The sequence below is a fragment of the Mesorhizobium sp. P2_B11 genome, assembly GCF_056404855.1.
In genome coordinates this window covers 324,575-350,438 of sequence record NZ_JBFUDF010000006.1, presented here as the reverse complement: position 1 = coordinate 350,438, position 25,864 = coordinate 324,575, and the positions used below count along the sequence as shown (strand labels likewise).

23 protein-coding genes are annotated in these 25,864 nt (G+C 62.4%); 17 read left to right on the top strand and 6 right to left on the bottom strand.

Annotated features, from left to right (window positions below; genetic code table 11):
* Positions 1 to 6 precede the first annotated feature (6 nt).
* Positions 7 to 1,374, bottom strand: a complete 1,368-nt coding sequence (locus AC1DYJ_RS21100) for an aminotransferase family protein (RefSeq protein ID WP_477284554.1) — start codon at positions 1,372 to 1,374, stop codon at positions 7 to 9.
* 1 nt (position 1,375) lies between these two features.
* On the bottom strand, positions 1,376 to 3,013 hold the full coding sequence (locus tag AC1DYJ_RS21095; RefSeq protein WP_477284552.1) for a N,N-dimethylformamidase beta subunit family domain-containing protein: 1,638 nt from the start codon (positions 3,011 to 3,013) through the stop codon (positions 1,376 to 1,378).
* A 154-nt stretch (positions 3,014 to 3,167) separates the two neighbouring features.
* On the opposite strand from AC1DYJ_RS21095, the gene AC1DYJ_RS21090 reads away from it, so the two are divergent.
* The 4 genes from AC1DYJ_RS21090 (at position 3,168) to AC1DYJ_RS21075 (ending at position 6,881) form a co-directional block, all read left to right on the top strand.
* A complete protein-coding gene (locus AC1DYJ_RS21090) occupies positions 3,168 to 3,416 on the top strand; it encodes a ParB N-terminal domain-containing protein (protein WP_008875526.1) in 249 nt (82 codons plus the stop codon).
* A gap of 343 nt (positions 3,417 to 3,759) precedes the next feature.
* A complete protein-coding gene (locus tag AC1DYJ_RS21085; protein ID WP_477284550.1) occupies positions 3,760 to 5,094 on the top strand; it encodes a hypothetical protein in 1,335 nt (444 codons plus the stop codon).
* A 302-nt stretch (positions 5,095 to 5,396) separates the two neighbouring features.
* A complete protein-coding gene (locus AC1DYJ_RS21080) occupies positions 5,397 to 5,882 on the top strand; it encodes an SRPBCC family protein (RefSeq protein WP_477284549.1) in 486 nt (161 codons plus the stop codon).
* 42 nt (positions 5,883 to 5,924) lie between these two features.
* Positions 5,925 to 6,881: an alpha/beta fold hydrolase gene (locus AC1DYJ_RS21075; protein WP_477284547.1), complete on the top strand. Its 957-nt coding sequence runs from the start codon at positions 5,925 to 5,927 to the stop codon at positions 6,879 to 6,881.
* A 54-nt stretch (positions 6,882 to 6,935) separates the two neighbouring features.
* Here the strand turns inward: AC1DYJ_RS21075 and AC1DYJ_RS21070 are convergent, their stop codons facing one another.
* Positions 6,936 to 7,970 (bottom strand): isopenicillin N synthase family dioxygenase, encoded by a 1,035-nt coding sequence (locus tag AC1DYJ_RS21070; protein WP_477284545.1) that lies wholly within the window; start codon positions 7,968 to 7,970, stop codon positions 6,936 to 6,938.
* 198 nt (positions 7,971 to 8,168) lie between these two features.
* On the opposite strand from AC1DYJ_RS21070, the gene AC1DYJ_RS21065 reads away from it, so the two are divergent.
* From AC1DYJ_RS21065 to AC1DYJ_RS21050, 4 genes are all read left to right on the top strand, one after another.
* Positions 8,169 to 8,567: a GFA family protein gene (locus AC1DYJ_RS21065; RefSeq protein ID WP_477284543.1), complete on the top strand. Its 399-nt coding sequence runs from the start codon at positions 8,169 to 8,171 to the stop codon at positions 8,565 to 8,567.
* 119 nt (positions 8,568 to 8,686) lie between these two features.
* Positions 8,687 to 8,878: a hypothetical protein gene (locus AC1DYJ_RS21060; RefSeq protein WP_023690160.1), complete on the top strand. Its 192-nt coding sequence runs from the start codon at positions 8,687 to 8,689 to the stop codon at positions 8,876 to 8,878.
* A gap of 235 nt (positions 8,879 to 9,113) precedes the next feature.
* Complete coding sequence (locus AC1DYJ_RS21055; RefSeq protein ID WP_477284541.1) at positions 9,114 to 10,175, top strand: glycoside hydrolase family 25 protein; 1,062 nt, start codon at positions 9,114 to 9,116, stop codon at positions 10,173 to 10,175.
* Between the two features lie 161 nt (positions 10,176 to 10,336).
* A complete protein-coding gene (locus tag AC1DYJ_RS21050) occupies positions 10,337 to 10,840 on the top strand; it encodes a DUF2314 domain-containing protein (RefSeq protein WP_477284539.1) in 504 nt (167 codons plus the stop codon).
* Positions 10,841 to 10,844: 4 nt separating this feature from the next.
* Here the strand turns inward: AC1DYJ_RS21050 and AC1DYJ_RS21045 are convergent, their stop codons facing one another.
* Positions 10,845 to 11,789 (bottom strand): LysR family transcriptional regulator, encoded by a 945-nt coding sequence (locus tag AC1DYJ_RS21045; protein WP_477284537.1) that lies wholly within the window; start codon positions 11,787 to 11,789, stop codon positions 10,845 to 10,847.
* A gap of 104 nt (positions 11,790 to 11,893) precedes the next feature.
* On the opposite strand from AC1DYJ_RS21045, the gene AC1DYJ_RS21040 reads away from it, so the two are divergent.
* The 3 genes from AC1DYJ_RS21040 to AC1DYJ_RS21030 are packed head-to-tail and all read left to right on the top strand — an operon-like array spanning position 11,894 to position 13,591.
* Positions 11,894 to 12,067, top strand: coding sequence for a hypothetical protein (locus AC1DYJ_RS21040; RefSeq protein ID WP_185970365.1), 174 nt, complete (start codon positions 11,894 to 11,896; stop codon positions 12,065 to 12,067).
* A gap of 40 nt (positions 12,068 to 12,107) precedes the next feature.
* Positions 12,108 to 12,710 (top strand): class I SAM-dependent DNA methyltransferase, encoded by a 603-nt coding sequence (locus AC1DYJ_RS21035; protein ID WP_477284534.1) that lies wholly within the window; start codon positions 12,108 to 12,110, stop codon positions 12,708 to 12,710.
* Entirely contained in the window at positions 12,707 to 13,591 is an 885-nt protein-coding gene (locus tag AC1DYJ_RS21030; RefSeq protein ID WP_477284532.1) for a DMT family transporter, read from the top strand. Before AC1DYJ_RS21035 ends, AC1DYJ_RS21030 begins: the two co-directional genes overlap by 4 nt.
* Positions 13,592 to 13,611: 20 nt before the next feature.
* Here the strand turns inward: AC1DYJ_RS21030 and AC1DYJ_RS21025 are convergent, their stop codons facing one another.
* Entirely contained in the window at positions 13,612 to 14,553 is a 942-nt protein-coding gene (locus AC1DYJ_RS21025) for a phosphoribosylaminoimidazolesuccinocarboxamide synthase (RefSeq protein ID WP_477284848.1), read from the bottom strand.
* A gap of 249 nt (positions 14,554 to 14,802) precedes the next feature.
* Here AC1DYJ_RS21025 and AC1DYJ_RS21020 point away from each other — a divergent pair, with 249 nt between their 5' ends.
* Together AC1DYJ_RS21020 and AC1DYJ_RS21015 are read left to right on the top strand one after the other, a co-directional pair.
* On the top strand, positions 14,803 to 15,777 hold the full coding sequence (locus AC1DYJ_RS21020; RefSeq protein ID WP_477284530.1) for a DUF3592 domain-containing protein: 975 nt from the start codon (positions 14,803 to 14,805) through the stop codon (positions 15,775 to 15,777).
* Positions 15,778 to 15,789: 12 nt separating this feature from the next.
* Positions 15,790 to 16,407, top strand: a complete 618-nt coding sequence (locus AC1DYJ_RS21015; RefSeq protein WP_477284528.1) for a hypothetical protein — start codon at positions 15,790 to 15,792, stop codon at positions 16,405 to 16,407.
* A gap of 202 nt (positions 16,408 to 16,609) precedes the next feature.
* Here AC1DYJ_RS21015 and AC1DYJ_RS21010 read toward each other — a convergent pair whose 3' ends face one another.
* Complete coding sequence (locus AC1DYJ_RS21010) at positions 16,610 to 20,383, bottom strand: vitamin B12-dependent ribonucleotide reductase (protein WP_477284526.1); 3,774 nt, start codon at positions 20,381 to 20,383, stop codon at positions 16,610 to 16,612.
* Between the two features lie 802 nt (positions 20,384 to 21,185).
* Here AC1DYJ_RS21010 and AC1DYJ_RS21005 point away from each other — a divergent pair.
* The 4 genes from AC1DYJ_RS21005 (at position 21,186) to AC1DYJ_RS20990 (ending at position 25,853) form a co-directional block, all read left to right on the top strand.
* Positions 21,186 to 22,724, top strand: a complete 1,539-nt coding sequence (locus tag AC1DYJ_RS21005; RefSeq protein ID WP_477284524.1) for an ABC transporter substrate-binding protein — start codon at positions 21,186 to 21,188, stop codon at positions 22,722 to 22,724.
* 98 nt (positions 22,725 to 22,822) lie between these two features.
* Positions 22,823 to 23,764, top strand: a complete 942-nt coding sequence (locus tag AC1DYJ_RS21000) for an ABC transporter permease (protein WP_477284522.1) — start codon at positions 22,823 to 22,825, stop codon at positions 23,762 to 23,764.
* Positions 23,764 to 24,627: an ABC transporter permease gene (locus AC1DYJ_RS20995; protein ID WP_477426231.1), complete on the top strand. Its 864-nt coding sequence runs from the start codon at positions 23,764 to 23,766 to the stop codon at positions 24,625 to 24,627. The genes AC1DYJ_RS21000 and AC1DYJ_RS20995 overlap by 1 nt, the downstream gene beginning before the upstream one ends.
* Positions 24,627 to 25,853, top strand: coding sequence for an amidohydrolase/deacetylase family metallohydrolase (locus tag AC1DYJ_RS20990; protein ID WP_477284518.1), 1,227 nt, complete (start codon positions 24,627 to 24,629; stop codon positions 25,851 to 25,853). The genes AC1DYJ_RS20995 and AC1DYJ_RS20990 overlap by 1 nt, the downstream gene beginning before the upstream one ends.
* Positions 25,854 to 25,864 lie beyond the last annotated feature (11 nt).

Below are 25,864 nucleotides of genomic sequence, written 5' to 3'. Positions count from 1 at the left end.
TCCCCCTCAGCCTTCGACCGGCAGGTCGAGTTCGGCGGCCAGAACTTCCAGCGAGTCGCCGATGATGGAAATGATCTCGCCGACCTGCTCGGCGGTGACGATCATCGGCGGCGCGACCATGAAATTGTCGCCGTCGACGCCGCCCTTGACCCTGCGGCCATAGATGATCAGGCCGCGTTCGTAGGCAAGGTCGAGTAAGCGCTGGGTCGCCTTCTTGCCTTGCTCAATCGGCCGCAGCGTCTCGGGATCGGCAACCATCTCGGCGCCGGTGAGCAGGCCCTTGCCACGCACGTCGGCGATGAACGGAAAGCGCTTCGCCAGCCCTTTCAGCCCGTCCATCAACACGTCGCCCATGGCGGCGGCATTGGCGATCAGGTCGAGCCGGTCCATTTCGCCGAGCACGGCAAGCCCGGCGGCGCAGGCGAGCGGATTGCCGGCATAGGTATGGCCATGCTGGAAACCGCCCGACGCCAGCAGCGGCTCGACCAGCCGCATCGGGGCGGCGAGCGCGCCGAGCGGCGCATAGCCCGAGCCCAGTCCCTTCGACAGGGCGACGAGGTCGGGCTTGCAGTTCCAGTGGTCGCCGCCGAGGAATTTGCCGGTGCGCCCGGCGCCGCTCATCACTTCGTCATGGATGAGCAGGATGCCGTAGCGGTCGCAGATCTCGCGGATGCGCGCATAGTAGCTGTCCGGCGCCACCAGCGCGGAAGTCGCCGCGCCGCCGATCGGCTCCATGATGAAGGCGACGACGCTTTCCGGCCCTTCGGCCTGGATCTTCTCCTCCAGCATGTCGGCATAGCGGATGCCGCGCTGCTCCATGGAAAGATTGTCGCGGTCGCGCCAGGCGGTTGGCGCCGGCACGGTCGGCATCACCCGCATCATCGGCGTAAAAGTTTCGGCCAGCGCGTCGTCACCGGTGACCGACAGCGAACCCAGCGTGCCGCCATGATAGGAGGGAAAACGCGTGATCACTTTCCAGCGCTTCGGCTGGCCGGTCGCAACCGCCCATTGCCGCGCCAGCTTGATGCAGGATTCCGTCGCTTCGGAACCGCCTGAGACGAAGAAGATGCGGTCCATGCCTTCCGGCAGTTTGCCCGCCAGTTCGCGCGCCAGCTCTTCGGCCGGCTCGTTCTCGAAATGCAGCCGGTAGGCGAAGGTGGCGCGGTCCATCTGCCGCTTCATGGCATCCAGCACATTGCGGTTTGAATGGCCGATGTTCGCGACCATCGGGCCGCTCGATCCGTCGATGAAGCGGCGGCCATCCTGCGTCCACATATAGATGCCCTCGGCCCGGTCGATCAGCGGCCGGCGCAGGCTGGAGAGGTAGAACAGATGCGACGCGCGGCGGGCTTCGGGTGCGGCAGGTTTCTGCATGTCAGGACTTTCCGAGATAGCGGTCGATTACATTTTTGGTCACGCGCTCGACCATCGGGTCCTGCCTGAGCAGGCCGGCGACCCATTCGCAGCTTCCGGCATGAAAGACCTCGCCTTTGCCGCGCGGGAAATTGACGATCATGCCGTTGCCGCGTTTGACTTTTTCGAGATTGGCATCGCTCGCTTCGCCAAACAGCGTTTCGGCGGTGAAGCGGCCATCCTCGTCGGTAAGGAACTGGTCCTCGATCGGGATGTCGGCACTTTCCTCGACCTGGCTCGCCATGCCGACCGCCAGCACCTGCAGGCCATCTGGCGCGCCGCTGTCCGATGTCGGGTAGGGCAGGCCGCCGCGAATCTCGAAATCGAGCCCGTCGACTTCATAGCCATAGACATGGCTGTCGGCGCCGAGCAGGTCACCGTAATAGATGCCGGTGCCGGCAAAGGCCCAATGCTCCGGACGGTAGACTGGAAAGCCGCGCACGCCGCGCGGTGCGCAACCGCCCCAGCCGGCGTAGACGCCCCTGGTCGCGTTGAGGCCGAAGGTCAATGCACCGGGGCGACCGATCTCCGGCGCTTCCCAGGAATTGGTGGCGCGGGTGACGTCGCCGCTGTAGGCGGGGTCTTCGGCCCGTGCCCGGTATTTGTAACAAACCTGCCGACGGCCTTCGTCTTCCAGCCTGGTCTGCCACATGAAATTGCCGGCAAAGCGCGCGGCGTGGCCGCCGCGTTCGACATAGGCGTCGACCGCATCGCGCATTTCCCAGGTCCAGTATTCGTCATGACCGACGAAGACGACGCAGTCATAGCCATCGAGGATTTCGGGCGAAAAGTGCAGATCGTGCTGGCTGGCGAGATCGACGCCGTAGCCGGCGCGCTCGGCGAAACGGAAGAAGTGGCTGTCATAGCTCGCCCAGCCGGATGACGTGTATTTCTTCGAATGGCCGGTGGCATAAGCCCATTCCATATGGGGGTAGCGCGGCACGGTCTTGGGCGGCACCGCGACCTCCAGCGGCACGCGCGGCGCATCCTTGGGCAATACGACGAAACCACGACACCACGGCCTTTGCGTCGACACCATGCGCGCATACTGGTCACGGCCCGGACCGGTGATGCCCTGATAGGCGTTGGAGCCGCCCCAGGTGTTGTAGGAGAGCCACGTGCCGGTCGCCGCCACCTGCAGCACCCGGCCGGGTTTTCTGCCGGGCTGGGGCGCGACGATGATGAGGTGGTGGCACTGGATCGGCTTGCCGTCGCGGCCCTCCGCCGTCAGCGTCAGCCGGTAGGCGCCCGAGAGCCAGTCGTCGCCGACGCGGAACTCGAACGACGCCTCCCAGCCGCAGCCTTCGACCGAGCACTGGTCGGGCGTGTCCTGCCAGCGCGCCGACAGGCCCGTTTGCTCGAAGACCTTGGTTTCGGCGCCGCCGTCTCGAATGACGACAATGCTGAAGCGCGGCGCCGTCGAGCTGACATGCAGCGTCACTGTCTCGCCGGCGCGATAGGAGAATCGGTCCGAATAGCACCAGATCTCGCCGCGCTCGCCATCCATGCCCGGCGATTCGTAATAATGGCCGCGCACCGCCTCGCGGCGCTGTTCGGGCGTCAGTCCGAAATCGGGAAATTCGGTCGGCAGATGGGTCATGGACACCGGAAACGTGACAGGCCGCCATTTCGGCTATCTCCCGGCCAAGCGTCAAATGGAAACGATCGGGCCAGCAATTGCTTAGCCGCTCTTGGCCACACCCGGCAAAGCGACTATCTCAGGCAGAGCGGTATTGTCCGCCTCGGGAGCCCGCATGCTGAGAGTGCAGAAGGTCAAGGTCGACGACATCTACGTGCCGACGGCGCGCAAGAAGACGCTGCATCCCGAAACGGTCCGCCATCTGGCCGAAGACATTCTGGAAAACGGCATGAAGACGCCGATCCAGGTTCGCCACGACGGCAAGCGCCACATCCTGGTCGAGGGCCTGCATCGGCTGGAAGCCGCCAAATGGCTCGGCGAAACAGAGATCGACGCCTATCTCGTGCAGGCCAAGCGCCACTAGGGCCTGCTTCATCCCGATGGAATCGGGATGGAACTCTATCCCTTGGTTTGGCCCGATCTTTTCCGAAAACCGGTTCCCCCTTTTCGCGATCATACTCTAGGCTGCTGGCCCTCTCTCCACCGCTCCAATGAATTTTTCGCCAGGCAGTGTCGGCTGGCGCCCTATCGGCGCGTTGCGCCTGCCCGGGGGCGCCCGCACAAAGCCCACCGTTGGCGTGCATTGGTTTGGCGGTTTGCCGATGCCAAAGAGCTTTCGCACACTATCCATCACTACGAACATCGTGCAATGGTGAAAGTATTGGCAGAAAGCACTGCTTGTCGAAATTTCTGCCGGTAGGGGAGCTATGAAGGTTCAGCAAGTATTTACGCCCAACGACACGCCGACGGTCACTTATGTCGACCGAAGTGAGCACAAACTTGAGCAGAAATTGCGCGATTATTGCGCGACCCCGAACATGGTGGTTTCGCTGTCTGGTCCTTCGAAATCAGGCAAGACGGTCCTCATAAAGAAAGTCGTACCGGAAGACCTTTTGATCTCGGTAGTAGGCGCAGGCATTTCGAGTGCGGACAATCTTTGGGAGCGCGTCCTAAATTGGATGGGAACGCCGATAGAAACGACCGAGACGAAGGCTTCGGGAGGCGAAATTTCGGGCGGGACAGAAGCAGGAGGAAAGGCCGGCGTTCCTTTCTTCGCAGAGGGCACCGCATCCGTTCAGGCCGGAACCTCCAAGACATGGTCGTCGGAGAAAAGTGCAACAACCAAAGTGGATGGACTAACCCAGGTCATCAGAGAAATTGCAGGTAGCGAGTTCGTCGTGTTCGTTGACGACTTCCACTACATAAGGTCTGAAATCCGCGAAGAAATTGGCCGCCAGATCAAGGCAGCAGCAGAGAACGGCGTGAGGATCATTACGGCGTCAGTCCCTCACCGGTCGGACGATGTTGTAAGGAGTAATCCCGAGCTACGGGGCCGCGTCGCTTCCCTCGATCTGGCCTATTGGACAAATGATGAGCTGATACAAATCGCCGAAAAGGGTTTTGCACAGCTAAACGTCGATTTGGCGACATCAGTCAAAAACAGGCTTGCAAGCGAGTCCTTCGGTTCGCCGCAGCTGATGCAGAGTATTTGTCTTAATCTCTGCTATGAGTTGGGTATCAGAGACACAATTCCCGAGCAGAAGCGCATCGAGGTATCGGCCAGCGACGTGACCGAAACCCTGTTGCGAACATCGTCATTTTCCGATTTTTCCAAGATGTTGACAGCACTTCATACTGGGCCACGAACGCGGGGAACCGAGAGGAAGCTCCATGATTTCATGGATGGGTCGGGTGGCGATGTGTACAGGGCCATTTTGATCGCTATCAAGGAAGACCCAGCTCAACTTTCATTTCCTTATGATGCGATATTAGATCGAGTTCGAAAGGCCTGTCTTGGAGATCCGCCAGTAGGTTCCAGTGTCACCTCCGCGCTTGAACAAATGCATATTATTGCGGAAGAAGTTCAACCCGGAACAAGTCCTATATCTTGGGACGGTGCAACACTCGATATTGCCGATCCTTATTTCCTGTTCTTCTTGCGTTGCTCGGGAAAGCTCGAAAGCCTTGGGCATGGTCCGGGCATTTTCTCGTCTCCAGATCAAACGTCGTTTGATTTGAAAATTGCTACCGAAGGCTCATAAATTTTTCGGTGTCGGCGATCTAGTTGGTGTATGCGGATTCGGGTTGGAAGACGGCCAGCGTCTTGGTGGCGGCTTGCCTCCTTGCCCAAGGACAGGCAATCGCCAGTCTCCCGTCGAGCACGAGCGGGACCATGTGCCGGCTGAGGCTCATGTAACTCCTTCGGGATGCGGCTCACCGAATTAGCCCCAAAATGATCCAGCCCTCTGTCCACCGCTCTCGTGAATTTTTCGCCAGGCCGTGTCGGCTGGTGCTCCGTCGGTACGTCCTTGGGGCACAACCCAGATCAAACCAAGGAGATCCCATGACCACCAAGCTCGACATCGCCCCCGCCAACGACCGCGAACTGGTGCTTGCCCGCATCATCGATGCGCCGCGCCAGAACGTCTACCGCTGCTGGACCGAGCCGAAGCTGGTGACACAGTGGTTTGCGCCCAAGCCGTGGACGGCGCCGCGCGCCGAAATGGATGTGCGCAGCGGCGGCTCCAGCCTGGTCGTCATGGCCGGTCCCGACGGCAACGAGTTTCCCAATCCCGGCGTCTTCCTCGACGTCGTCCCCGGCGAGAAGATCGTCTTCACCGATGCCTACACCAGCGCCTGGGAGCCGTCCGAAAAGCCGTTCATGACTGTCGTTCTGACCTTCGAGGACGATGGCAACGGCAAGACCCGCTACATCGCACGGGTCAGGCACTGGAACGCTGCAGACCGCGAGCAGCACGAGAAGATGGGTTTTCACGAGGGCTGGGGCCAGTGCACCGAGCAGCTCGAAGAACTCGCCAAGAGCCTTTGATTTCACCCCCCCCTTTTTGACCGGACACTGGAGGAGACTGACATGTCCAGATCGACCCTTTTTGCCATTCTTGCCTCGGTCGCTGCCTTGTTTGCAGCGCCCGGCCCAGCCAATGCAGAGGAGACGAAGCCCGCCATGACCACCGAAGCAACAGCCATGCCGAAGCCGGAAAAGTCCGGCCTGCTGCCGATCGACGGCCTGAACTACTACTACGCCGTCTACGGCAAGGGCGAACCACTGCTTCTGCTGCACGGTGGCCTCGGCACGTCCGACATGTTCGCGCCGCTGTTGCCGAAGCTGGCGGAGAACCGCACCATCATTGCCGTCGACCTGCAGGGCCATGGCCGCACCGCGCTGGGTGAGCGGCCCTTCAGCCTGGAGGGGATGGGCGATGACATGGCCGCCATCGCCAAGGCGCTCGGCTACGACAAGGTCGACGTGCTCGGCTATTCGCTGGGCGGCGGCGTCGCCTTCCGCATGGCCGTCCAGCATCCCGAAGCGGTGCGCCGGCTGGTGCTGGTTTCAACCGGCTTTTCCCCCAATGGCTTCTATGACGAGATGCGTCCGCAGCAGGCGCAGGTGAGCGCGGCGGCGGCCGATTTCATGAAGGACACGCCGATGTACAAATCCTACGTCGCCGTGGCGCCGCGGCCGCAGGATTTTCCGAAACTGCTCGATACGCTCGGCGACTTCATGCGCAAGGACTACGACTATTCCGCCGATGTCGCGAAGCTCAAGATGCCGGTCATGCTCGCCTATGGCGACAGCGACATGTACAAGCCCGAGCACGAGATCAAGTTCTACCAGATGCTCGGCGGCGGGCTGAAAGACGCCGGCTGGATGCGCGAGAACCTCTCGCAGAACCGGCTGGCCATCATTCCCAACCGCACCCACTACGACGTTTTCTTCGCGCCGGAACTGACAGCCGCGGCGCTGCCCTTCCTCAACGGCGAGACCAAGGTGAAGACCTGGGACGAAGTCGTCAGCGAAACGAAGTAGCTTCGCTTGAAAGTGGTGCCGGCCGCCTCCAGCGAGGCGGCCGGTTTTTTGTGCCTACGACGCCTTGGCGCGGCGCGGTTCACGCAAATGCTTGATGCCGCTCATCTCGACGAAATTCGTCGCCTGTTCCCAGAGATAGTCGCCATAGAGGAACGGCTCGAAGGGCGCCGCACCGGCCAGCGGCAGCGGCGCGATTTCGGCATCGACGCGCGGCTCGTAGAAGAACGGGATCGAGTAGCGCGCCGTCTTCGGCGCAATCACCCGGTGCCGGGTCGCCCGCACGCGCCCGCCGGTCCAGCGTTCGAGCAACTGGCCGAAATTGACCGCCAGCGTGCCGTCCGCGGGCGGCACGTCGATCCATTCGCCGGCAAGGTTCTTTGCCTGCAGTCCCTCGACGCCGTCCTGCGCCAGCAGCGTGACGAAGCCGGAATCGGCATGTTCACGCCCGATGATGGTGCGCTTCTCGCCCTTGTGGACGACGGAAAATTCCGGCCCGCTCAAATCGACGCTGATGTTGGCATCGCGCAAGGGATAGCGGATCAGCCGCAGCGTCGAGATGCCGCCGTCGAAATCCGCGTCGAAGATTGTCTCCGGCAGGCCGAGCCCGCGCGCAATCGAGCGCATCAGCGCATTGCCGAGCGCTTCCATGGCCAGATAGTAGCTTGCGGCGGAAGGGCGCCAACCGGGCAGCACGGCTTCGGACGGCAATGGCGTCGGCTCCCGCAGAGGATCGTCCGCGTCGCCGCCGCCGGCCGTTTGCGCATGCGCAATGTCCGGCCCCATGTCGATGCCTTCCTTGTAGGAGACGGCAGTCGGCTGCAACGGGAACCAGCCGCGATAGACGTTCTTTTTGGTGCGGTCGAAATTCCAGCGCAGCAGCTTTGCCTTCTCGGCGTCGGGCAAGGCAAAGATGTTGAGCAGATTCGCCCGCTTGTCCCGTGTCAGCCAGTCGTCGCCCGGAAAATCCCGGATCGCCATGAAGCCGATGCCGGAGGCGGCAGCCAGGATCCGGGCGTCGGTGCGCTCGCGGCCGGGCGAGGGCGGCCCGAACAGATCCGCGACGGCAATGGTTTCGATGTGATGCGCCATGGTTTTCCTCCCGGTCGGTCCAGGGCAAGCAGGCGCGGCGGCCAGCCGGGTGTCAATCCTTCGCCGGTATCTGAGGTTGGGCCAGTGGCGGTCCATCGGTCGTATCAAGGCAATCGATCGCGCCATCAGGGCTTTTCAATTGACCGAAAGCTGCCTGTCGATACTTTCAAAGACCTTCGGCGCGACGGGGTTCAGATGATGGCGAAATATCAGGGCGGGTGCCTGTGCGGGGCAGTGCGCTACGGCACCGATGCGGCGCCGGTCAACCAGCGCGTCTGCCATTGCCGGCGCTGCCAGAAGGTGATCGGCGCGGCCTTCAACGCGCGTCTGCTCTTTCGCATCGACGACGTCACCGTCGAGGGGCAGGTGGCGACCGTCAACACCTCTCCGGACCTTCAGCGCGGCTTTTGCGCCGCTTGCGGCACGACGCTGTTTTCCCGGCGCGACTCCGCAGGCATCGTCGGCATCACCACCGGTTCGCTGGACGATCCCTCGCTGTTCAAGCCGGAAATGCATATGTGGACCGCCTCGAAGCAGCCCTGGCTGCGGCTCGATGACGGGCTGCCGCAACATGAAGGTGCACCGCCTCCGAACTGACGCCGGGCCTTACGAGAAAGTAATGCCAAAAACACGCCATAGCCGGCAAAGCGTCATTGGCGGGCCATGATTGGCTGCCTATCTATCGGCTGCGGGTCTGGTATTCGAGGAGACGACCGATGAGCGACAGAATCAACACCCTGGACGAGCTTTTGAGCGATCCGATGGTCCTGCTCGTGATGGAGCGCGACCGCGTGCGCCCCGAACAGGTTCGCCTGCTGCTCGAACGAGCGCGTCGCCCTGCTGCCGACGCCGTGCCACCTGCACATGTGGTGGCCAAAAGCTGCATGCAGCAATGGCTCGGCAGGTAAGTGGAACGGACGCCTGGCAATCCACCTGCCGGGTCCCCGCTGCTTCGCAGCGTCCCGGCGCTCGCCGGCCTTTCATCGTGCCACTGGCACGATGAATTCGCCTGCGGCGAACCGGCTGCTCACCCTTAACAATTCGATTCAAACTTTATTGGTAATTTATCGTTAGTAATCGAAGCCGGTTTGTCCGGCGGCGTCCTTCTGCCTTCGGTCTGTTGTGTTTTGCGTACAGGTCCAGATGCGGATTTCAGGCGTCGTCGGTTTTATGGTGGCATCGCTGTGCCTTGCCGGCTGCTCGTCCACAGCGGGCGTCGATGCCTTGCAGCCGTCCAACGAGACGACCAGTTCGGTCGTGCGGCCAAGAGCGCCGGTCGCGGCGGCTCCGGCGACATCCGAACTCGCGCCAATGCGGTCCGACTTGGTGACCGACAATGCCGTGGCCGACAATGCGCCGCCCTTCTCGATGGTCGAGGAAGAGGAGGCCATTGTCGCGGCTTCGGCCGATGGCAACGCCAGCCCGCAGCTTGAGCCGGTAGCGCTGATGTCGCCGCCGAAGCGGCTGACGCGCGCGGCGCCGGCCATGCTGGCCTCGCCGGTCACCCGTTACGGCTTTCGTGATGCCAAGCCGATCAATTTCGGCAAGGCATCGCCGCGCTATCTCGCCGTGCATGGCGTCGACGTCTCGCGCTGGCAGGGCAACGTCAATTGGGGCAAGCTGCGCGCACAGGGCGCCAACTTCGCCTACATCAAGGCGACCGATGGCGGCGACCATCTCGACCCGATGTTCATGAAGAACTGGCGCAATGCCGACGCCGCCGGGCTGAAGCGCGGCGCCTATCATTTCTTCTACTGGTGCCGCACTGCCGGCGAACAGGCCGACTGGTTCATCCGCAATGTGCCGAAGATGGACGGCGCGCTGCCGCCGGTGATCGATGTCGAATGGAACGGCGAATCCTCCTGCAAGCGGCGGCCTTCGCGTGCCACKGTGCTGGAGAAGATGCAGGTGTTCATGGACAAGCTCGAGCGCCACTACGGCCAGCGGCCCATCATCTACACCAGCCCCGATTTCTACCGCGACAATCTCAAGGGCGCCTTTCTCGATTATCCATTCTGGCTGCGCGCGGTGGCGCGGCATCCCTCAAAAGTCTATCCCGGTCGCAAATGGCTGTTCTGGCAGTATTCCGGTTCCGGTCTGTCGCACGGTGTGACCGGCCGCATCGACCTCAACGTCTTCCATGGCGACGAGCGCGCCTGGCGGGCATGGGCGGGCGGACAGACGACCGTCGCTGACGCCAACTGAGCCCCGCGCGAGCTGACAGTTCGCCGGTAGCGCCGTGGCCATTTGAGCGACGCCTTGGGTCGAATTTTCAGCGTCTCGCTAACGATCCGGTCACTCTGTCCTTTAGCGGTATCGCAACAGCCCTAAGGTAACGTGTCCGTGATCGGGTTTCGGAGGGGTCCATGCGCAATCCAGTTGTGGCCATCGCTGTTGTCGCCGCTGTCGGCTACGGGTTTTTCAATTCGCTTTGGCATATGCCGGGTAGTGGCGACTCGCTGGCGGAGTCGAAGCAAAACGTCGTGTCCTATTCCACTGAGGACAAGGCGATGCAGGCTGCCAAGACCAGCGGCCGCTCTACTCTCAAGCGCTTCCACGAATTGATGGATGCCGGCACGCCCGGCACCTACACGGTGAAATTTCCGCTGACCCAGAACGGCGCCACCGAGCACATCTGGCTGCAGCTGGTCGGCTACAGCGACGGCTCCTATATCGGCCTGCTCGCCGACGTCCCGGTCAACGGCAACAAGTACAAGATGGGCGACAGGATGACGGTGGCCGAGGCCGACGTCGAGGACTGGATGATCAAGAACGGCAAGGTGATCTACGGCGGCTACACCACCCGCCAGGCGCTTGCGGACATGCCGAAGGAACAGGTCGCCAAATACGGGTTCACCTTCAAGGACTGAGGACCTACGCGCGGGCGAGCTTCATTGCGGCGCCTTGAGGGGCATCGCGCCACTCGTGCTCGCGTATCTCCGCGGTTTGCGCCAGCACCCAGTCGCGAAACACCTTGATCTTGGGGGTGTTGCGGCGGCTCTCCAGGTGCACCAGCCAATAGCCGTCGCCGTCCGATCCAAGCACGTCGAATGGCTGTATCAACTGGCCCTTTGCCAAAAGGGCGCTGTAGAGGTTTTTGGTGAGGATCGCGGCGCCCTTGTCGGTCAGCGCCGCCATTGCATCATAGGCCTGCGTACCCAGCTTCGGGCCTGCGATGATGCGATCCGGCTCGTAAGGCACGCCGGCGGCTTCGAACCAGATTTTCCACCAGGGATCGTCGGCGCAGCACAGCGGCACCTTGTAGAGATCCTCGGGGCGATGGATGCCGCCGACGCTCTCGGCGAGCTTTGGACTGAGCATCGGCGTGTAGTCGGCCTTGAACAGATAGTGCGCCGTCAGGCCGGTCCATTTTCCAGAGCCGGTGCGAATGCCGACATCCATGTCGCCACGCGTGAAATCGACCAGGCCATGCGATGTATTCACCTTCACGGCCAAGTCGGGATGCATCAGCTGGAATGTTCCAAGCCATACGGCAAGCCAGTTCGTTGCGAAGGTCTCCATGGTTGTCACCGACAGCACGCCGGTCGCTCCACCCTTGGTGGCGACCCACGCATCGGCCAGCGTCGAGAACGCGCCGGATGCGTGCGGCGCCAGCTGCTGCCCAGCCTCTGTCAAGGCGATCTGTCTTGTTTTCCTTATGAAAAGCGGCGTTCCGGCGCGTTCTTCCAGGACCTTGATCTGATAGGAGGCAGCTGACTGGGTCATGCCAAGTTCCTCGGCAGCCTTGGTGAAACTGCCGAGACGCGCGGCGGCTTCAAACACCCGGATGGCTCCTAATGGCGGTAGTTCCCAGCTCATGATGCATCAATCCTCCTGATGCATACTACGCGACGTTCGATTGGAAACCAAGCCCGGAAAACGGCATGTTGTGTCCATCAGATCAAACCCTGGAGGACACGGAAATGACCACCACAATCGCTCTCTACAACACGCTTCGCCGCCCGGTACTCGACCTCTTCACCGCGCCGTTCAGACCCCGCAAGCGTGGCCTGCTCGATCACCGCTCGCTGTCGGATCATTTCCTCAGGGATATCGGTATGCTTGATGGACGCGTGCCTCCCGGCACCATTCGCTAAGCAAGCTGCTCTGACCTGAAAAGATGCGAGGGAGGGAACTGTGCTGTCCGAGGATCTGGCGAAGAGCCGCAAAACCATCAACGCCTACGAAGACTATGCCGAACGCTACGACGCACTGGTCAGGCACGTTCCCAACCAGAGAGAACAGAAGTGGCTGAAGCGGCTTGTCGCGATCACCGGCAAAGGCGGCCGGATTCTGGAAGTCGGCTCGGGACCCGGATACGATGCGGACTTCGTCGAGGGGCTCGGCGCTCAGGTTCGACGCACCGACGCGACAAAGCGCTTTCTCGAGCTGCAGGCCGCACGCGGCAAGCACGGTGAGTTTCTCGACCTCATCACCGACGATCTCGGCGGCCCCTATGACGCGGTGCTCGCTTTGTGCGTTCTGATCCATGTGCCGCGCGAACAGACCGACCAGGTTCTTACCAAGATAGCCGCGTCGCTGCGGCCGGGTGGCGCCTTCCTCGTGTCGATGCGCATTGGCGATGGCGAGAAGAGCGGCGAATATCATACTGTCTACTGGCAAAGGGACGATTTCGCGGCCCGTCTCGAAAGCGCCGGGCTGGTCCTTGTCGGCGACGAATTCAACGTCGGCCGCGATCGCGAGGAATGGACCACGTTCCTCGCTGTGAGGCCGTCATGACGCGCCGTGGACTGTTGTTGTTTGCGCTGCTCAGCCTGCTGTGGGGCATTCCCTATCTGTTGATCAAGCTGGCGGTCGCCGAAGTCTCGGTTCCCTTCCTGGTCTTTGCCCGGGCAGCCGTCGGCGCTCTGGCGCTGTTGCCCTTCGCCCTTGCCCAGGGCAGTTTCGGATGGCTGAAGACACAATGGCTGGCGGTCGCGGCATTCTGTGTGGTCGAGATGGTTTTGCCATGGGGGCTGATCGCGCATGGCGAAGTCAGCATCGACAGTTCCACCGCCGGGCTTTTGATTGCCATGACGCCGGCCGTGACCGTCGCACTCTCCAAGCTGATGGGCTCGGATGAGCGGCTTGGGATACGCCGCTGGACCGGTCTTTTCCTCGGCTTTGCCGGTGTCTTTGTGCTGGCGCTGCCGACACTGGGTGGCGGACTTCTTGCGGTCATCGAAGTTCTCATGGCCGCGGCCTGTTACGCCTTGGGGTCGATGATCGCGTCGCGCTGGCTGAACGATGTGCCGGCCAGCGCGCTGACAGCCGTCTGTCTGTTCGGGGCCGCCGTGATCTATGCCGTGCCGGCAGCGCAGGCCTGGCCGACGGTCATGCCGTCGATGACCGCGGTGGGCGCGATTGTCAGTCTCGGCGTGTTTTGCACGGCGATCGCCTTCGCCACCTATTTTCTGCTGGTGCGCGAGATCGGCCCGGAGCGGGCAGTCGTCATCACCTATGTGGCGCCCGCCGTCTCGGTGGCAGCCGGCGTGCTCGTCCTTTCAGAACCGCTCGGCATCAGCATTCTGGCTGCTTTCGCGCTCATCCTGTGCGGGTCGTATCTCGGCACATGGCGAGCTCCGCAAGAACCGTCCGTCGCCGCAACCACGGCAAGCTGATAGCGGCCGCCCGGCCGCTATCAGAAGTAAGGCTTCAAATTCTCGCGAATGCGGTCCAGCACCGTCTTTCCCGAAGTATCGGCAGTGAAGGTCTTGCCGGTGATGGTTTCATAGGCCTGCGTGTAGACCCGCGACGTCTGCTCGATGAGCTCGGCCGGGATTTTCGGGATACGATCCTTGTAGGGATCGCAGCGCGCGGTGACCCAGGCGCGAATAAAATCCTTGTCGAAGCTCTGCGGCCGCTCGCCTGACTCGAAGCGCTGCTCATAGCTTTCCGCCAGCCAGTAGCGGCTGGAGTCGGGCGTGTGGATTTCATCGGCAAGGATGACGGTTCCATCCTTGTCCGTGCCGAATTCGTATTTGGTGTCGACCAGGATCAGGCCGCGTTCTGCGGCCAGCGCCTTGCCGCGCGCGAACAACGCCAGCGCATAGCGCGAGACGGTGTCCCACTGCTCTTCCGACAACAGGCCCCGCGTCAGGATATCGTCGCGCGTCAACGGCTCGTCATGGCCGCCATCGAGCGCCTTGCTGGTCGGCGTGATGATGGCCTGCGGCAGCTTCTCATTGTCACGCAACCCGTCCGGCAGGCGCATGCCGTACATGTCGCGCTCACCGTTTTTGTATTTCGTCAGCACCGAGGTGCTGGTGGTGCCGGCGAGATAGTCGCGAACGACGATTTCCACCGGCAATATATCGAGCCGCGTGCCGACGACGACATTGGGGTCGGGATAATCGAGCACATGGTTCGGGCAGATATCGGCCGTCTCTTCGAACCAATAGCGCGCCGTCTGCGTCAGCAGCTCGCCCTTGAGCGGGATCGCGGTCAGGATCACATCGAAGGCGCTCAGCCGGTCGGTGGCGATGATGATGCGGCGGCCATCCGGCAGATCGTAATTCTCGCGGACCTTGCCTTTGTAGTGGTTCGGCAATTCCGGAATGAAGGCATCGGAGAGAACGCGCAGTGCTGTCATTCGGTGTCGTGGCTCCCAACGACGTGAGTTTCTGGGGCGACTATTAACAAAGTCGATGGCGCTTCGATACCGAACAGACGGCAATCGCCTGTAGAAAAGCCCGCCCCACGTCAGCCCCATCAATCGATCGGCATGGCATGCCGCCATTCCGAATGTGCCGGCTTTTGCGAATAAACAAGACATTGCCGTCGCCGTGCTGTCTATTTGAAGCTTCCTGCAATTCTGGGGGAGCGGGGACGGGTGGAACTGCAATTTCTGCTGGTCGGATTTGCCTGCGTGATCGCGGCCTGTCTGTCGTTCATCACCTTCGTGAAATGGCGCGAGGTGCAGGCGATGAGCCACTGGCTGCCGACGCCGGGCAAGATCATCTCGTCGCGCGTCGAGGCGCGCAAGGTGAAGGTCTCGGGCGTCGGCGCCGACAGCGAGAAGGTCACCGAAATCCGAAATTTTCCCGCCATCACCTTCGAATACAAAGTGGCCGGCAAGAAATACCGCGGCTCGCGCTACAGTGTGAAGGAAAATCTCGGCAATTTCGAAGTCGATGAAACCCTGGCGCAGTTTCCTACAGGCGCCGAGGTGACGGTGTTTTATAACCCGGCCGATCCCAGCAAAGCGGTGATCGAGCGCACCTTGCCGGACGGCGCCTTCAAATTCATGGTCAAGCTGTCTGCCGGGCTGGTGATCGGTTCCGCGGTGCTGGTGTTTTCCACCGGTGGTGTTCTGGAGGCGATCAGGCCGTTCCTGCCCAAGCCGGAAAAAATTGGCATCGCGATGGTTCTGTTTTTCATGGGCCTGTTCATCCTGCTCATGGGAATAGCCCATAAGGTTCTTGCAAGGCGGTCGACAAAATGGCCCGTTGCCGCCGGCCGCATCGATGCTTCGGGAGTTGAGACGGTCCGGATCGATGGCGGCTCCCAACGCTGGCGCCGCGCCTTTCGGTCCCGCATCGTCTACAGCTATGAGGTTGCCGGTCGGCGCTACACTGCCAGCCGCGTCACCTTCGGCGCCGCTGTCGCCGCTTCTCTGGCCGCCCTGGTTCGGGGCGAGTCGCAACGCTACGCCGAAGGCAGCAAGGTCGACGTACACTACGACCCCGCCAACCCGGCCTCGGCTGTGCTGGAATGCCGGGTGCGCGGGCTGTGGCTGCTTTGGGTGTGTTCGGCTGCCTTTCTCGGCGGCGCGGCGTGGCTGGTCGGGCTGTTGCCCACTCTTTGACAGGATGCAGTGATGAACAACGCCATGAGATCGATCATCTGGGCCGGTGCCCTGTTTGCTTCAATGACACTATCCGCCATCGCACGCGCGGACGAGCCGGCGCCGTCGCGCCCGCCAATCGACAAATGCGCCTGGGAAAAATTGGCCGACAAGACGGTCGGTCTGGCCGCCTGGGCGCAGCGCTGCGATTTCGGCTTTCGCCAGATCCATTTCGAGTTCGTCGGCAACGCGCTCGTCATCAAATACAGCGACGGCGGCGCGCCCGATCCGCTGGTCGAAGTCTTCGACATCAAATCAGGCGAAACCGCCGAAGCTGCCGTGCTGCGCCTGTTGCTGGAAAAGACTGACAAGGCCGTCAGTGCCCGGTGTGAACTCGCGCCCTACACCGAGGGCACCGTGCCCGCCGGCGTCAAGCGTTACACATTCAGCCCGGATGCCGCCTACGCCAAGGAACTGCAGGCGGCCGCCAATGACGAGGTCCCAGAACCGCCCTGCGGCGACCGGGGCGAAATGCCTGACGGCATCCAGTATTTCGAAGTGCCGGCGGGCGAGGGGCACAGGGTGCTGTTCGTCCGGGTGGGGCAGGATGAGCCGCTGTTTGACGAGCAGACGTTGCGGGTGTTGCCGTAGCAGGCCTTCCCTTCTCCCCTTGTGGGAGAAGGTGGATCGGCGCGCAGCGCCGAGACGGATGAGGGGTGCGCGACAAGAGCTCGGCGTGAAAAGGCCAATGACCTGAAGCACCTAACTAAGATCGCACCTGATCGCGACCCTCAAAAAAATCGGCCCGATCTTGCGACCGGGCCGATGATGTTGCGTTTTAGCGCCTATGAGCTCAGCTGCACCCGCTCGTAGCGCCGCACGTATCGCACTTCTCGCAAGTCCCGTTGCGCACCATGGTAAAATTCTGGCATTCGGAGCAGGAATTGCCGGTGTAGCCTTGCAGCAGCGACTTGGCGCGGCGGTCGGCTGCGAGCTTTTTCGCCTCGGCCGCTTCATTCGCCGCGGCGTCGGTGAACAGCGCCGCGGTGGCGTCGGCCGCGTCCACAACCTCCTCGAAGGCGATGTCCTCGGCCAATTCCTTGGCCCGCTCCTCATAGTCGCGCTTGTAGGCGACCGCCTCGTCGCTGGCCGGCTTCAGCGCCAGTACGTTGGAGCCGGAGAAGGCGGTGGGCGCCGTGCGGGCACCGGCGGAGCCGCCGGCAAAGCCCTTCGGCTCGTTACCGGTTGCCCGCGACACCAGCTTCACCGGCGAGGCGCCACGGGTCAGGCCCTTGGACACCGCATCCGTCTTGCCTTCGCTGATGCCGCGTCCCAGTGCCGTGTTGGAAAAGTCCGACTGGTCGACATGGGCGAGGTCGTTGCGGCCGAGATAGGAGATGGCGAGCTCGCGGAACACGTAGTCGAGGATCGACGTCGCGCTCTTGATGGCGTCGTTGCCCTGCACCATGCCGGCCGGCTCGAACTTGGTGAAGGTGAAGGCGTGGACATATTCATCGAGCGGCACGCCATACTGCAGGCCGAGCGAGATGGCGATGGCGAAGTTGTTGAGCAGGCCGCGCAGCGTGGCGCCTTCCTTGTTCATGTCGATGAAGATCTCGCCGAGACGGCCATCGTCATATTCGCCGGTGCGCAAGAAGATGGTGTTGCCACCGATCTTGGCCTTCTGGGTGTAGCCCTTGCGGCGTCCCGGCAGCTTTTCCTGCTCGCGCGACACGCGCTCGATGATGCGCTCGACGATCCGCTCGGTGATCTGCGCCGCGCGCGCAGCCGCCGGGGCCTGGATCAGCTGCTCGACCGCATCGTCCTCGTCCTCCTCGCCATCGGCGAGCAGCGAGGCGTTCAGCGGCTGCGACAGTTTCGAGCCGTCGCGATAGAGCGCGTTGGCCTTCAGCGCCAGCTTCCACGACAGCATGTAGGCGCCCTTGGCGTCTTCCACCGTCGCATCGTTGGGCATGTTGATGGTCTTGGAGATGGCACCCGAGATGAAGGGCTGTGCCGCCGCCATCATCTGGATGTGGCTGTTGATCGAAAGCGAGCGCTTGCCGATCTTGCCGCACGGGCTGGCGCAGTCGAACACCGCAAGGTGCTCGGCCTTGAGGAAAGGCGCGCCTTCGAGCGTCATAGCACCGCAGACATGGATGTTAGCGGCTTCGATGTCCTTCCTGGAGAAGCCCAGCGCCGGCAGCATCTCGAACGAGAAGTCGTTGAGCTGCTCGTCGGTGAAGCCAAAGGTCTCCTTCACCCAGTCGGCGCCGAGCGTCCACTGGTTGAAGACGAACTTGATGTCGAAGGCCGACTTCAGCGCCGCATTGAGCGCGGCGATCTTGTCATCGGTAAAACCCTTCGCCTTGAGCGAGCCGGGGTTGACCGCCGGCGCCTGGTTCATGTTGCCGTGGCCGACCGCATAGGCCTCGATCTCGGCGATCTGGCTCTCGGAGTACCCCAGCGTGCGCAGCGCTTCCGGCACGGCGCGGTTGATGATCTTGAAGTAGCCGCCGCCGGCGAGCTTCTTGAACTTCACCAGCGCGAAGTCGGGCTCGATGCCGGTGGTGTCGCAATCCATGACCAGGCCGATCGTGCCGGTCGGCGCAATCACGGTCGCTTGCGCATTGCGGTAGCCATGCTCTTCGCCGAGCTCGATGGCGCGGTCCCAGGCGGCCTTGGCATGCACGGCCAAATCCTGCTGCTTCAGGTCGGAAGCGACCAGCGGCACCGGGTTGACGGCGAGCTTCTCATAGCCGCCCTTTTCGCCGTAAGCGGCGCGGCGGTGGTTGCGCATCACGCGCAGCATGTTCTGCGCGTTGCGGTCGTAATCGGCGAACGCGCCGAGCTCACCGGCCATCTCGGCCGAGGTGGCATAGGCGACGCCGGTCATGATCGCGGTGAGCGCGGCGCAGATGGCGCGGCCCTCGTCGCTGTCATAGGGAATGCCGGACGTCATCAAGAGGCCGCCAATGTTGGCGTAGCCGAGGCCGAGCGTGCGGTATTCGTAGGACTGCTTGGCGATCTCCTTCGACGGGAACTGCGCCATCATCACCGAGACTTCGAGAACGATGGTCCACAGCCGCACCGTGTGCTCATAGGCGGCGATGTCGATCGTGCCGTCGGCATTGCGGTAGGGCAAAAGGTTGATCGAGGCCAGGTTGCAGGCCGTGTCGTCGAGGAACATGTATTCCGAGCACGGGTTGGACGCCCGGATCGCACCGGCCGAAGCGCAGGTGTGCCAGTCGTTCATCGTCGTGTTGAAATGCAGGCCCGGATCGGCGGAAGCCCAGGCGGCGTAGCCGATCTTTTCCCAGAGGTCGCGTGCCTTCAGCGTCTTCAACACCTTGCCGTCCTTGCGCGCGGTCAGGTGCCAGTCGGCATCGTCCTCGACGGCGCGCAGGAAGTTGTCCTTCAGCGACACCGAATTGTTGGAGTTCTGGCCGGAGACGGTGAGGTAGGCGTCGGAATCCCAGTCGGTGTCGTAGGTCTTGAACGACATCGAGGTGTAGCCTTGCTTGGCGAACTGGATGACGCGGTAGATGTAGTTCTCCGGCACCGCCGACTTCTTGGCCGCCCTGATCTCGCGCTTCAGCGCGGTGTTGATCGACGGGTCGAAGCAGTCGTCGGCATTGCCTTCACAGTTGATGCAGGCCTTCATGATCGCTTCGAGATGCTTCTTGACGATCTTGGAGCCGGTCACCAGCGAGGCGACCTTCTGCTCTTCATTGACCTTCCAGTCGATGAATTCCTCGATATCGGGATGGTCGGCGTCGACAATGACCATTTTGGCGGCGCGGCGCGTCGTGCCGCCCGACTTGATGGCGCCCGCCGCGCGGTCGCCGATCTTGAGGAAGCTCATCAGGCCCGACGAGCGGCCGCCGCCGGACAGCTTTTCGCCTTCGCCGCGCAGCAGCGAGAAGTTCGAGCCGGTGCCCGAGCCGTATTTGAACAGGCGCGCTTCACGCACCCACAGGTCCATGATGCCGCCTTCGTTGACGAGATCGTCCTGCACGCCCTGGATGAAGCAGGCATGCGGCTGCGGATGCTCGTAGGAGGACTTCGACTTGGTCAGCTTGCCGGTGAACGGGTCGACATAATAGTGGCCCTGGCTCGGACCATCGATGCCGTACGCCCAGTGCAGACCGGTGTTGAACCATTGCGGCGAATTCGGCGCCACGCGCTGGGTGGCCAGCATGTAGGCGAGCTCGTCGCGGAAGGTGAGCGCGTCGTCTTCCGACTTGAAGTAGCCGCCCTTGTAGCCCCAGTAGGTCCAGGTGCCGGCAAGGCGATCGAAAACCTGGCGGGCGTCGATTTCGGAGCCGTAGCGCTCGGCTTCCGGCAGCTTTGCCAGCTCGGCCTCGTCGGCGACGGAGCGCCACAGGAAGGAGGGGACGTCATTCTCCTCGACCTTCTTCAAGCGTGCAGGCACGCCGGCCTTGCGGAAATACTTCTGCGCCAGAATGTCGGCGGCAACCTGGGAGAATTGCGCCGGCACATCGATATTGTCCAAGCGGAACACCACCGAGCCATCCGGATTCTTGATCTCCGAAAGCGCCTTGCGGAATTCGATCTCCGCATAGGCTGATTGTCCTGGCTTGGTGAAGCGACGCTCGATGCGCATTGGTCCGGTCCCTTTTGTCTATATATAGCGCTTTTCCCCAGGGATTTCTGCCCCACAAGCTGAAAAACGCAGTCCGCCGTTTGCCGGCATTGCGAGCAACGCCGGCACTCTCCTTTTCGCGAGTGCCGGCATGCAGACAGCAATACGCCTTCCCCAGCGTTTGCCCGGGCTGCAGACCGACCCTTGCGGGTCCTCAACTGAAACTTTGATCGATTCCCTCGTTCGAGGGAGGTTCACACTATCTAGCGTCGAGACTGCCTGCAAACACTAAATATAGTGTTAACAGATGATTTTTTCCAGTCCGACAATTCTCCCTTTCGCCACCCCAAGCCCCACGATCCCAACGCTTCCGCCAGCCTCGTAAACAGGCGGAAATCTGGGCAAAAACGCACAAAATCCGGGAAAAAGACCGGGCTCGAAACTCTCCGGTCGCGCCCTCAACAAGAGCACATGGCACATAAAAGGCGACTCGGATTGCGTCGTCAAGGATTCGTTTACGTAGCTTTTGTGACCCCAACATCTTGTGTGTCACATATGTGGATAACGGGGACAGAAAACCGCCTGCGCCGAATTCGCTTGGCACCGAATCCGAAGCCGGCTTTCGCCCGGCTTGCGAGCCGGACAGGCCAATTCCAGGCTCGATCGTCTGCCGTCCAGGCAACGCCGGATCGGCTGGTGCAGCCCCGCAACCCGATTCCGGATCTTTTTGAAAAAAACTTGACGCCGCGGCAGACGGATGCACTTACTAGTCCGTAACTAAGATATAAGTTCCATAAATATGGAATATACGAAGGGAACCCATATGAAGCGCTTTCTGCATATTGCTGCTTCGCTCGCCGCGCTTCTCCTCGCGGCGACGGGCATCGCCTCGGCCGAGCCCGCCAAGGGCGGTGTCATCGATGTCGCGACCATCGGCGAACCGCCGACGCTGGACCCGATGGCCTCGACCGCCGACCTCGTCGGCATCGTCACCCAGCATATCTACGAGACGCTCTACACCTTCGATAAGGACTGGGGCATCACGCCGCTTCTGGCCGCCGACATGCCTGAGATTTCGCCCGACGGGCTCGTCTACACCATCAAGCTTCGGACCGGCGTGAAGTTCCATGACGGCAGCGATATGAACTCGGCCGATGTGGTCGCCTCGCTGCAGCGCTGGATGAAGATCGCCACCCGCGGCAAGCAGGCGGCAGAAGTCATCGCTTCGGTCGATGCGATCGACGATGCGACGGTCAAAATCAGCCTGAAGAAGCCGTTCGCCCCGCTGCTGGCGCTGCTGTCGCTCAACAATGCCGCCGCCATCATCATTCCGTCGGAAAATGCCGGGCAGGACCCGCTGACAAGCTTTGTCGGCACCGGTCCCTACATGCTGAAAGAGCGCAAGCCCGACCAGTTCATCCAGCTTGCCCGCTTCGACGGCTACAAGTCGCGCGACGGCGAGCCCGACGGCTATGGCGGCGCGCGCAAGCAATATCTCGACGAGATCCGCTTCGTCCCGGTTCCCGACCCCAACACCCGCGTCGAAGGCGCGGTCGCCGGCCAGTTCGCCTATGTCGATTCCATCCCCGTCGAATCCTTCGACAAGATTTCGGGCGGCAAGACCGCGCCCGTCATCCTGAAGCCGTTCGGCTGGCCGGTGTTCGTGCTCAACACCAAGCAGGGTCTGAACAGCGACATCCGCATCCGCAAGGCAATCCAGGCCGCGCTCGCCCCCAACGACATGCTGCTTGCCGCTTTCGGTTCCAAGGACTTCTTTGCTGCCAACGCAGCCCTCTATCCCGAAGGCTATGCCTGGCACACCGACGCCGGCATCGAACCTTACAAGCCCGATGGCGACACTGAGGCCGCGGCAACGCTGCTGAAGGAGGCCGGCTATGACGGCAAGCCGCTGCGCATCCTCACCAGCCGCCAGTACGAGTTCCACTACAAGATGGCGCAGGTTGCCGCCGAATACCTCAAGGCCGCCGGCTTCCAGGTTGAGCTCGACGTTGTCGAATGGGCGACGCTGACCAAGAACCGCACCGATCCGGCGCTCTGGGATGTCTATATCACCCACAGCCCGTTCCTGCCGGAGCCGTCGCTGACCGGCATCATGTCGGATTCGTCGCCAGGCTGGTGGGTGTCCGACCGCAAGCACCAGGTGCTGAATGCGTTCAACGCCGAGGCCGATCCGGCCAAGCGCGTTGCGCTGTTTGCCGATGTGCAGAAGGCGGTGTTCGACGAAGTGCCGGCGGTCAAGATCGGCGACTTCAACGCGCTTGCCGCGCAGGCGCCGACGCTGAAAGGCGTGACGCCGGCGCCATGGCCCTACTTCTGGAACGCCTATCTCGAGGGCAAATGAGAATCCTCCCGCCTGTCCCGCCGCGTAGGGACAGGCACTTTTGGGCGCCGGCCGGTGTGGCCGGCGCCCGGCAAGACCATCCAGTGGATTGCTGAAGTATGCTGCGCTCGATCCTCAACAGGCTTCTCGGCATGATCGTCGTCATGGCGCTGGTGGTCACCATCGTCTTCGTCATCGTGCGGGTGACACCGGGCGATCCGGCCGCTGTCATGCTTGGCCCTGACGCGTCCGCCGCCGATATCGCCGCATTGCGCTCGCGGCTCGGCCTCGACGGCTCGATCCCCGAACAGTTCGCGCGCTATGTCTTTGGCGTCGTCCAGGGTGATTTCGGCCAGTCGATCTTCCTCAACCAGCCGGTGACGACAGCACTGGCCCAGCGTGCCGAGCCGACCTTCTTTCTCACCATCTTCTCGCTGTTGATCGCCACGCTGATCGCGCTGCCGGTCGGCATCCTCGCCGCCTACAAGCGCGGCTCGATCTTCGACCAGGCGACAACCACCGTGGCCATGTTCGCGGCCAGCGTGCCGAGTTTTTGGCTGGGCCTGCTGTTCATCCAGTTCTTCGCCGTCAAGCTCGGCTGGTTCGACACGTCGGGCTATGGCGGACCAGGCGCATCCTTTGCCGACCGGCTGAGCCACCTCGTGTTGCCGGCGCTGGCGCTCGGTCTCGTCAGTTCGGCGCTGATCACCCGCTTTACCCGCGCCTCGATGCTCGACGTGCTCAATGACGACTATGTCCGCACCGCACGCTCCAAGGGCATGAGCGAATGGCGCGTGGTGCTGAAGCACGCCTTCAAGAATGCGCTGATCCCGATCCTCACCGTCATCGGGTTGACGGCCGCGCTGCTGATCTCCGGCGCCGTGGTGACCGAAACCGTGTTCGGTCTGCCCGGCGTCGGCAGCCTTGTCGTCTCGGCGGTGCTGCGGCGCGACTATCCTGTCATCCAGGGCGCGCTGCTGGTCATCGCCGGGCTCTACGTGCTGGTCAATTTCGCCATCGACATGCTGTATCTCGCCGTCGATCCGAGGGTTCGCTACTGATGGCCGCGATCTCCGCCCCGATCCACTCCGAGCCCAACATTTTTTCGCGGCTGCTCGGACGGCCGACCTCGGCCGCCGGCATCGCCGTGCTGGTGATCATCGTGCTGGCCGCGATCCTGGCGCCTGTCATCGCGCCCTATGCGCCGTCAAAACTGTCCATCGCCAGCCGGCTGCATGGACCGAGCCTCGAGCATCTCTTCGGCACCGACGATCTCGGCCGCGACGTCTTCACCCGCATGCTCTATGCCGCGCGCACCTCGCTCAGCGTCGGCTTTGCCGTGGTGATTTTCTCCTCGATCATCGGCACCATCCTTGGGCTGATATCGGGCTATTTCAGACGCCTGGACACGCCGGTATCTCGGCTGATCGATGCGATGATGGCGTTTCCCGACATCCTGCTCGCCATCGCGTTGGTGGCAGCACTCGGCGCAACGGCGATCAACGTCGTGATCGCGCTCGGCATCGTCTATGCGCCCAGGCTCGCCCGCGTCGTGCGCGCCTCGACACTGGTCATCCGCGAACTTCCCTATGTCGAGGCGGCGAGGGCGCTCGGTGTGCCGACGCCAACCATCCTGATCCGCCACGTGCTGCGCAACGTGACGTCGCCGCTGCTGGTCCAGGGCACCTTTATTTTCGCCAACGCCATTCTGGCGGAAGCTGGCCTGTCCTTCCTCGGCGTCGGCATTTCGCCCGACATTCCGACCTGGGGCACGATGATCGCCACCGGCCGCCAATATATGGATCAGGCGCCCTGGGTGATGATGTTTCCGGGTGCCGCCATCGTCATCACCGTGTTGTCACTGCAGCTGGTTGGCGACGGCCTGCGTGACCTTCTCGACCCCCGACTGGCAAAGGATATCTGATGTTCGGCAACCGTTTTCAAAAGGCCGACCGGCCGCTGCTGATCAAGGGCGCCAGGCCTGTCGGGTTCGGCACCGGCGTCGATCAGCCGATCGATGTACTGGTTGATGAGCAGGGCCGTATCGCCGAGGTCGCTTCGAAGGTTGCCGCGGGCGAGGGCGTCAACACGGTCGATGCCAAAGGCGCGTTCTTGTCGCCGGGCTGGACCGATCTGCATGTCCATGTCTGGTATGGCGGCACCGACATTTCGCTGCGTCCGGAACAATGCGGCGCGGCGCGCGGCGTCACCACCATGGTCGATGCCGGCTCGGCCGGCGAGGCCAATTTTCATGGCTTTCGCGAGTTCATCGTCGAGCCGGCCAAGGAGAATGTCTACTCCTTCCTGAACATCGGCTCGATCGGCCTTGTCGCCTGCAACCGGGTCAGCGAATTGATCGACATGCGCTCGATCGACTTCGACCGCACCATCGCCACCGTCGAGGCCAATCGCGATGTGATCGTTGGGCTCAAGGTCCGTGCCAGCCACGTCATCACCGGCGGCTGGGACCTGACGCCGGTGCGGCTGGCGAAGAAACTCAGCCGTATTCTCAAGCTGCCGATCATGGTGCATGTCGGCGAGCCGCCGCCGCTATATGATGATGTGCTCGGGCTGTTGACCGAAGGCGACATCGTCACCCATTGCTTCAACGGCAAGGCCGGCGGCTCGATCATCGAAGATGAAGACCTCTATCAGCTCGCCGAACAGGCGGCGGCGCGCGGCATCGTGCTCGATGTCGGCCATGGCGGCGCCTCCTTCTCCTTCGATGTCGCCAAGGCGGCGCTCGAGCGCGGCCTGGCGCCGGCGACGATCTCCACCGATCTCCACAACCGCTCGATCGACACATCGGTCTGGGACATGGCCACCACCATGTCCAAGCTTTTGTCGCTCGGCATGAAGTTCGAGGATGTGGTGGCGGCCTCCACCACGGCGCCGCGCCGCGCCATCCGCCTGCCGACGGAAAAGCTGCTGGAAAAGGGCAAGCCGGCGGAATTCACCGTCTTCGATGTCGTCGACGCCGATCTGACCGTGCGCGATTCACAAGGAGCGCTGAGCACATTGCACCGACTGTTCGAGCCACGTCACGCCATTCTGGGTGCGCAAGCCATTGCCGCGCATCGTCACGTTCCCATGCCCAGGGAAGGTGAGGGCGGTGTTCATGCCTGTCCGCATTGCGGGTGGAAGTTTTGACCGGGTGAAAA

What these genes read in the sequence shown, in the direction of transcription:
- AC1DYJ_RS21100 (WP_477284554.1), bottom strand. Translation starts at nt 1,374, where the DNA reads ATGCAGAAACCTGCCGCACCCGAAGCCCGCCGCGCGTCGCATCTGTTC.
- AC1DYJ_RS21095 (WP_477284552.1), bottom strand. Translation starts at nt 3,013, where the DNA reads ATGACCCATCTGCCGACCGAATTTCCCGATTTCGGACTGACGCCCGAA.
- AC1DYJ_RS21090 (WP_008875526.1), top strand. Translation starts at nt 3,168, where the DNA reads ATGCTGAGAGTGCAGAAGGTCAAGGTCGACGACATCTACGTGCCGACG.
- AC1DYJ_RS21085 (WP_477284550.1), top strand. Translation starts at nt 3,760, where the DNA reads ATGAAGGTTCAGCAAGTATTTACGCCCAACGACACGCCGACGGTCACT.
- AC1DYJ_RS21080 (WP_477284549.1), top strand. Translation starts at nt 5,397, where the DNA reads ATGACCACCAAGCTCGACATCGCCCCCGCCAACGACCGCGAACTGGTG.
- AC1DYJ_RS21075 (WP_477284547.1), top strand. Translation starts at nt 5,925, where the DNA reads ATGTCCAGATCGACCCTTTTTGCCATTCTTGCCTCGGTCGCTGCCTTG.
- AC1DYJ_RS21070 (WP_477284545.1), bottom strand. Translation starts at nt 7,970, where the DNA reads ATGGCGCATCACATCGAAACCATTGCCGTCGCGGATCTGTTCGGGCCG.
- AC1DYJ_RS21065 (WP_477284543.1), top strand. Translation starts at nt 8,169, where the DNA reads ATGGCGAAATATCAGGGCGGGTGCCTGTGCGGGGCAGTGCGCTACGGC.
- AC1DYJ_RS21060 (WP_023690160.1), top strand. Translation starts at nt 8,687, where the DNA reads ATGAGCGACAGAATCAACACCCTGGACGAGCTTTTGAGCGATCCGATG.
- AC1DYJ_RS21050 (WP_477284539.1), top strand. Translation starts at nt 10,337, where the DNA reads ATGCGCAATCCAGTTGTGGCCATCGCTGTTGTCGCCGCTGTCGGCTAC.
- AC1DYJ_RS21045 (WP_477284537.1), bottom strand. Translation starts at nt 11,789, where the DNA reads ATGAGCTGGGAACTACCGCCATTAGGAGCCATCCGGGTGTTTGAAGCC.
- AC1DYJ_RS21040 (WP_185970365.1), top strand. Translation starts at nt 11,894, where the DNA reads ATGACCACCACAATCGCTCTCTACAACACGCTTCGCCGCCCGGTACTC.
- AC1DYJ_RS21030 (WP_477284532.1), top strand. Translation starts at nt 12,707, where the DNA reads ATGACGCGCCGTGGACTGTTGTTGTTTGCGCTGCTCAGCCTGCTGTGG.
- AC1DYJ_RS21015 (WP_477284528.1), top strand. Translation starts at nt 15,790, where the DNA reads ATGAACAACGCCATGAGATCGATCATCTGGGCCGGTGCCCTGTTTGCT.
- AC1DYJ_RS21010 (WP_477284526.1), bottom strand. Translation starts at nt 20,383, where the DNA reads ATGCGCATCGAGCGTCGCTTCACCAAGCCAGGACAATCAGCCTATGCG.
- AC1DYJ_RS21005 (WP_477284524.1), top strand. Translation starts at nt 21,186, where the DNA reads ATGAAGCGCTTTCTGCATATTGCTGCTTCGCTCGCCGCGCTTCTCCTC.
- AC1DYJ_RS21000 (WP_477284522.1), top strand. Translation starts at nt 22,823, where the DNA reads ATGCTGCGCTCGATCCTCAACAGGCTTCTCGGCATGATCGTCGTCATG.
- AC1DYJ_RS20995 (WP_477426231.1), top strand. Translation starts at nt 23,764, where the DNA reads ATGGCCGCGATCTCCGCCCCGATCCACTCCGAGCCCAACATTTTTTCG.
- AC1DYJ_RS20990 (WP_477284518.1), top strand. Translation starts at nt 24,627, where the DNA reads ATGTTCGGCAACCGTTTTCAAAAGGCCGACCGGCCGCTGCTGATCAAG.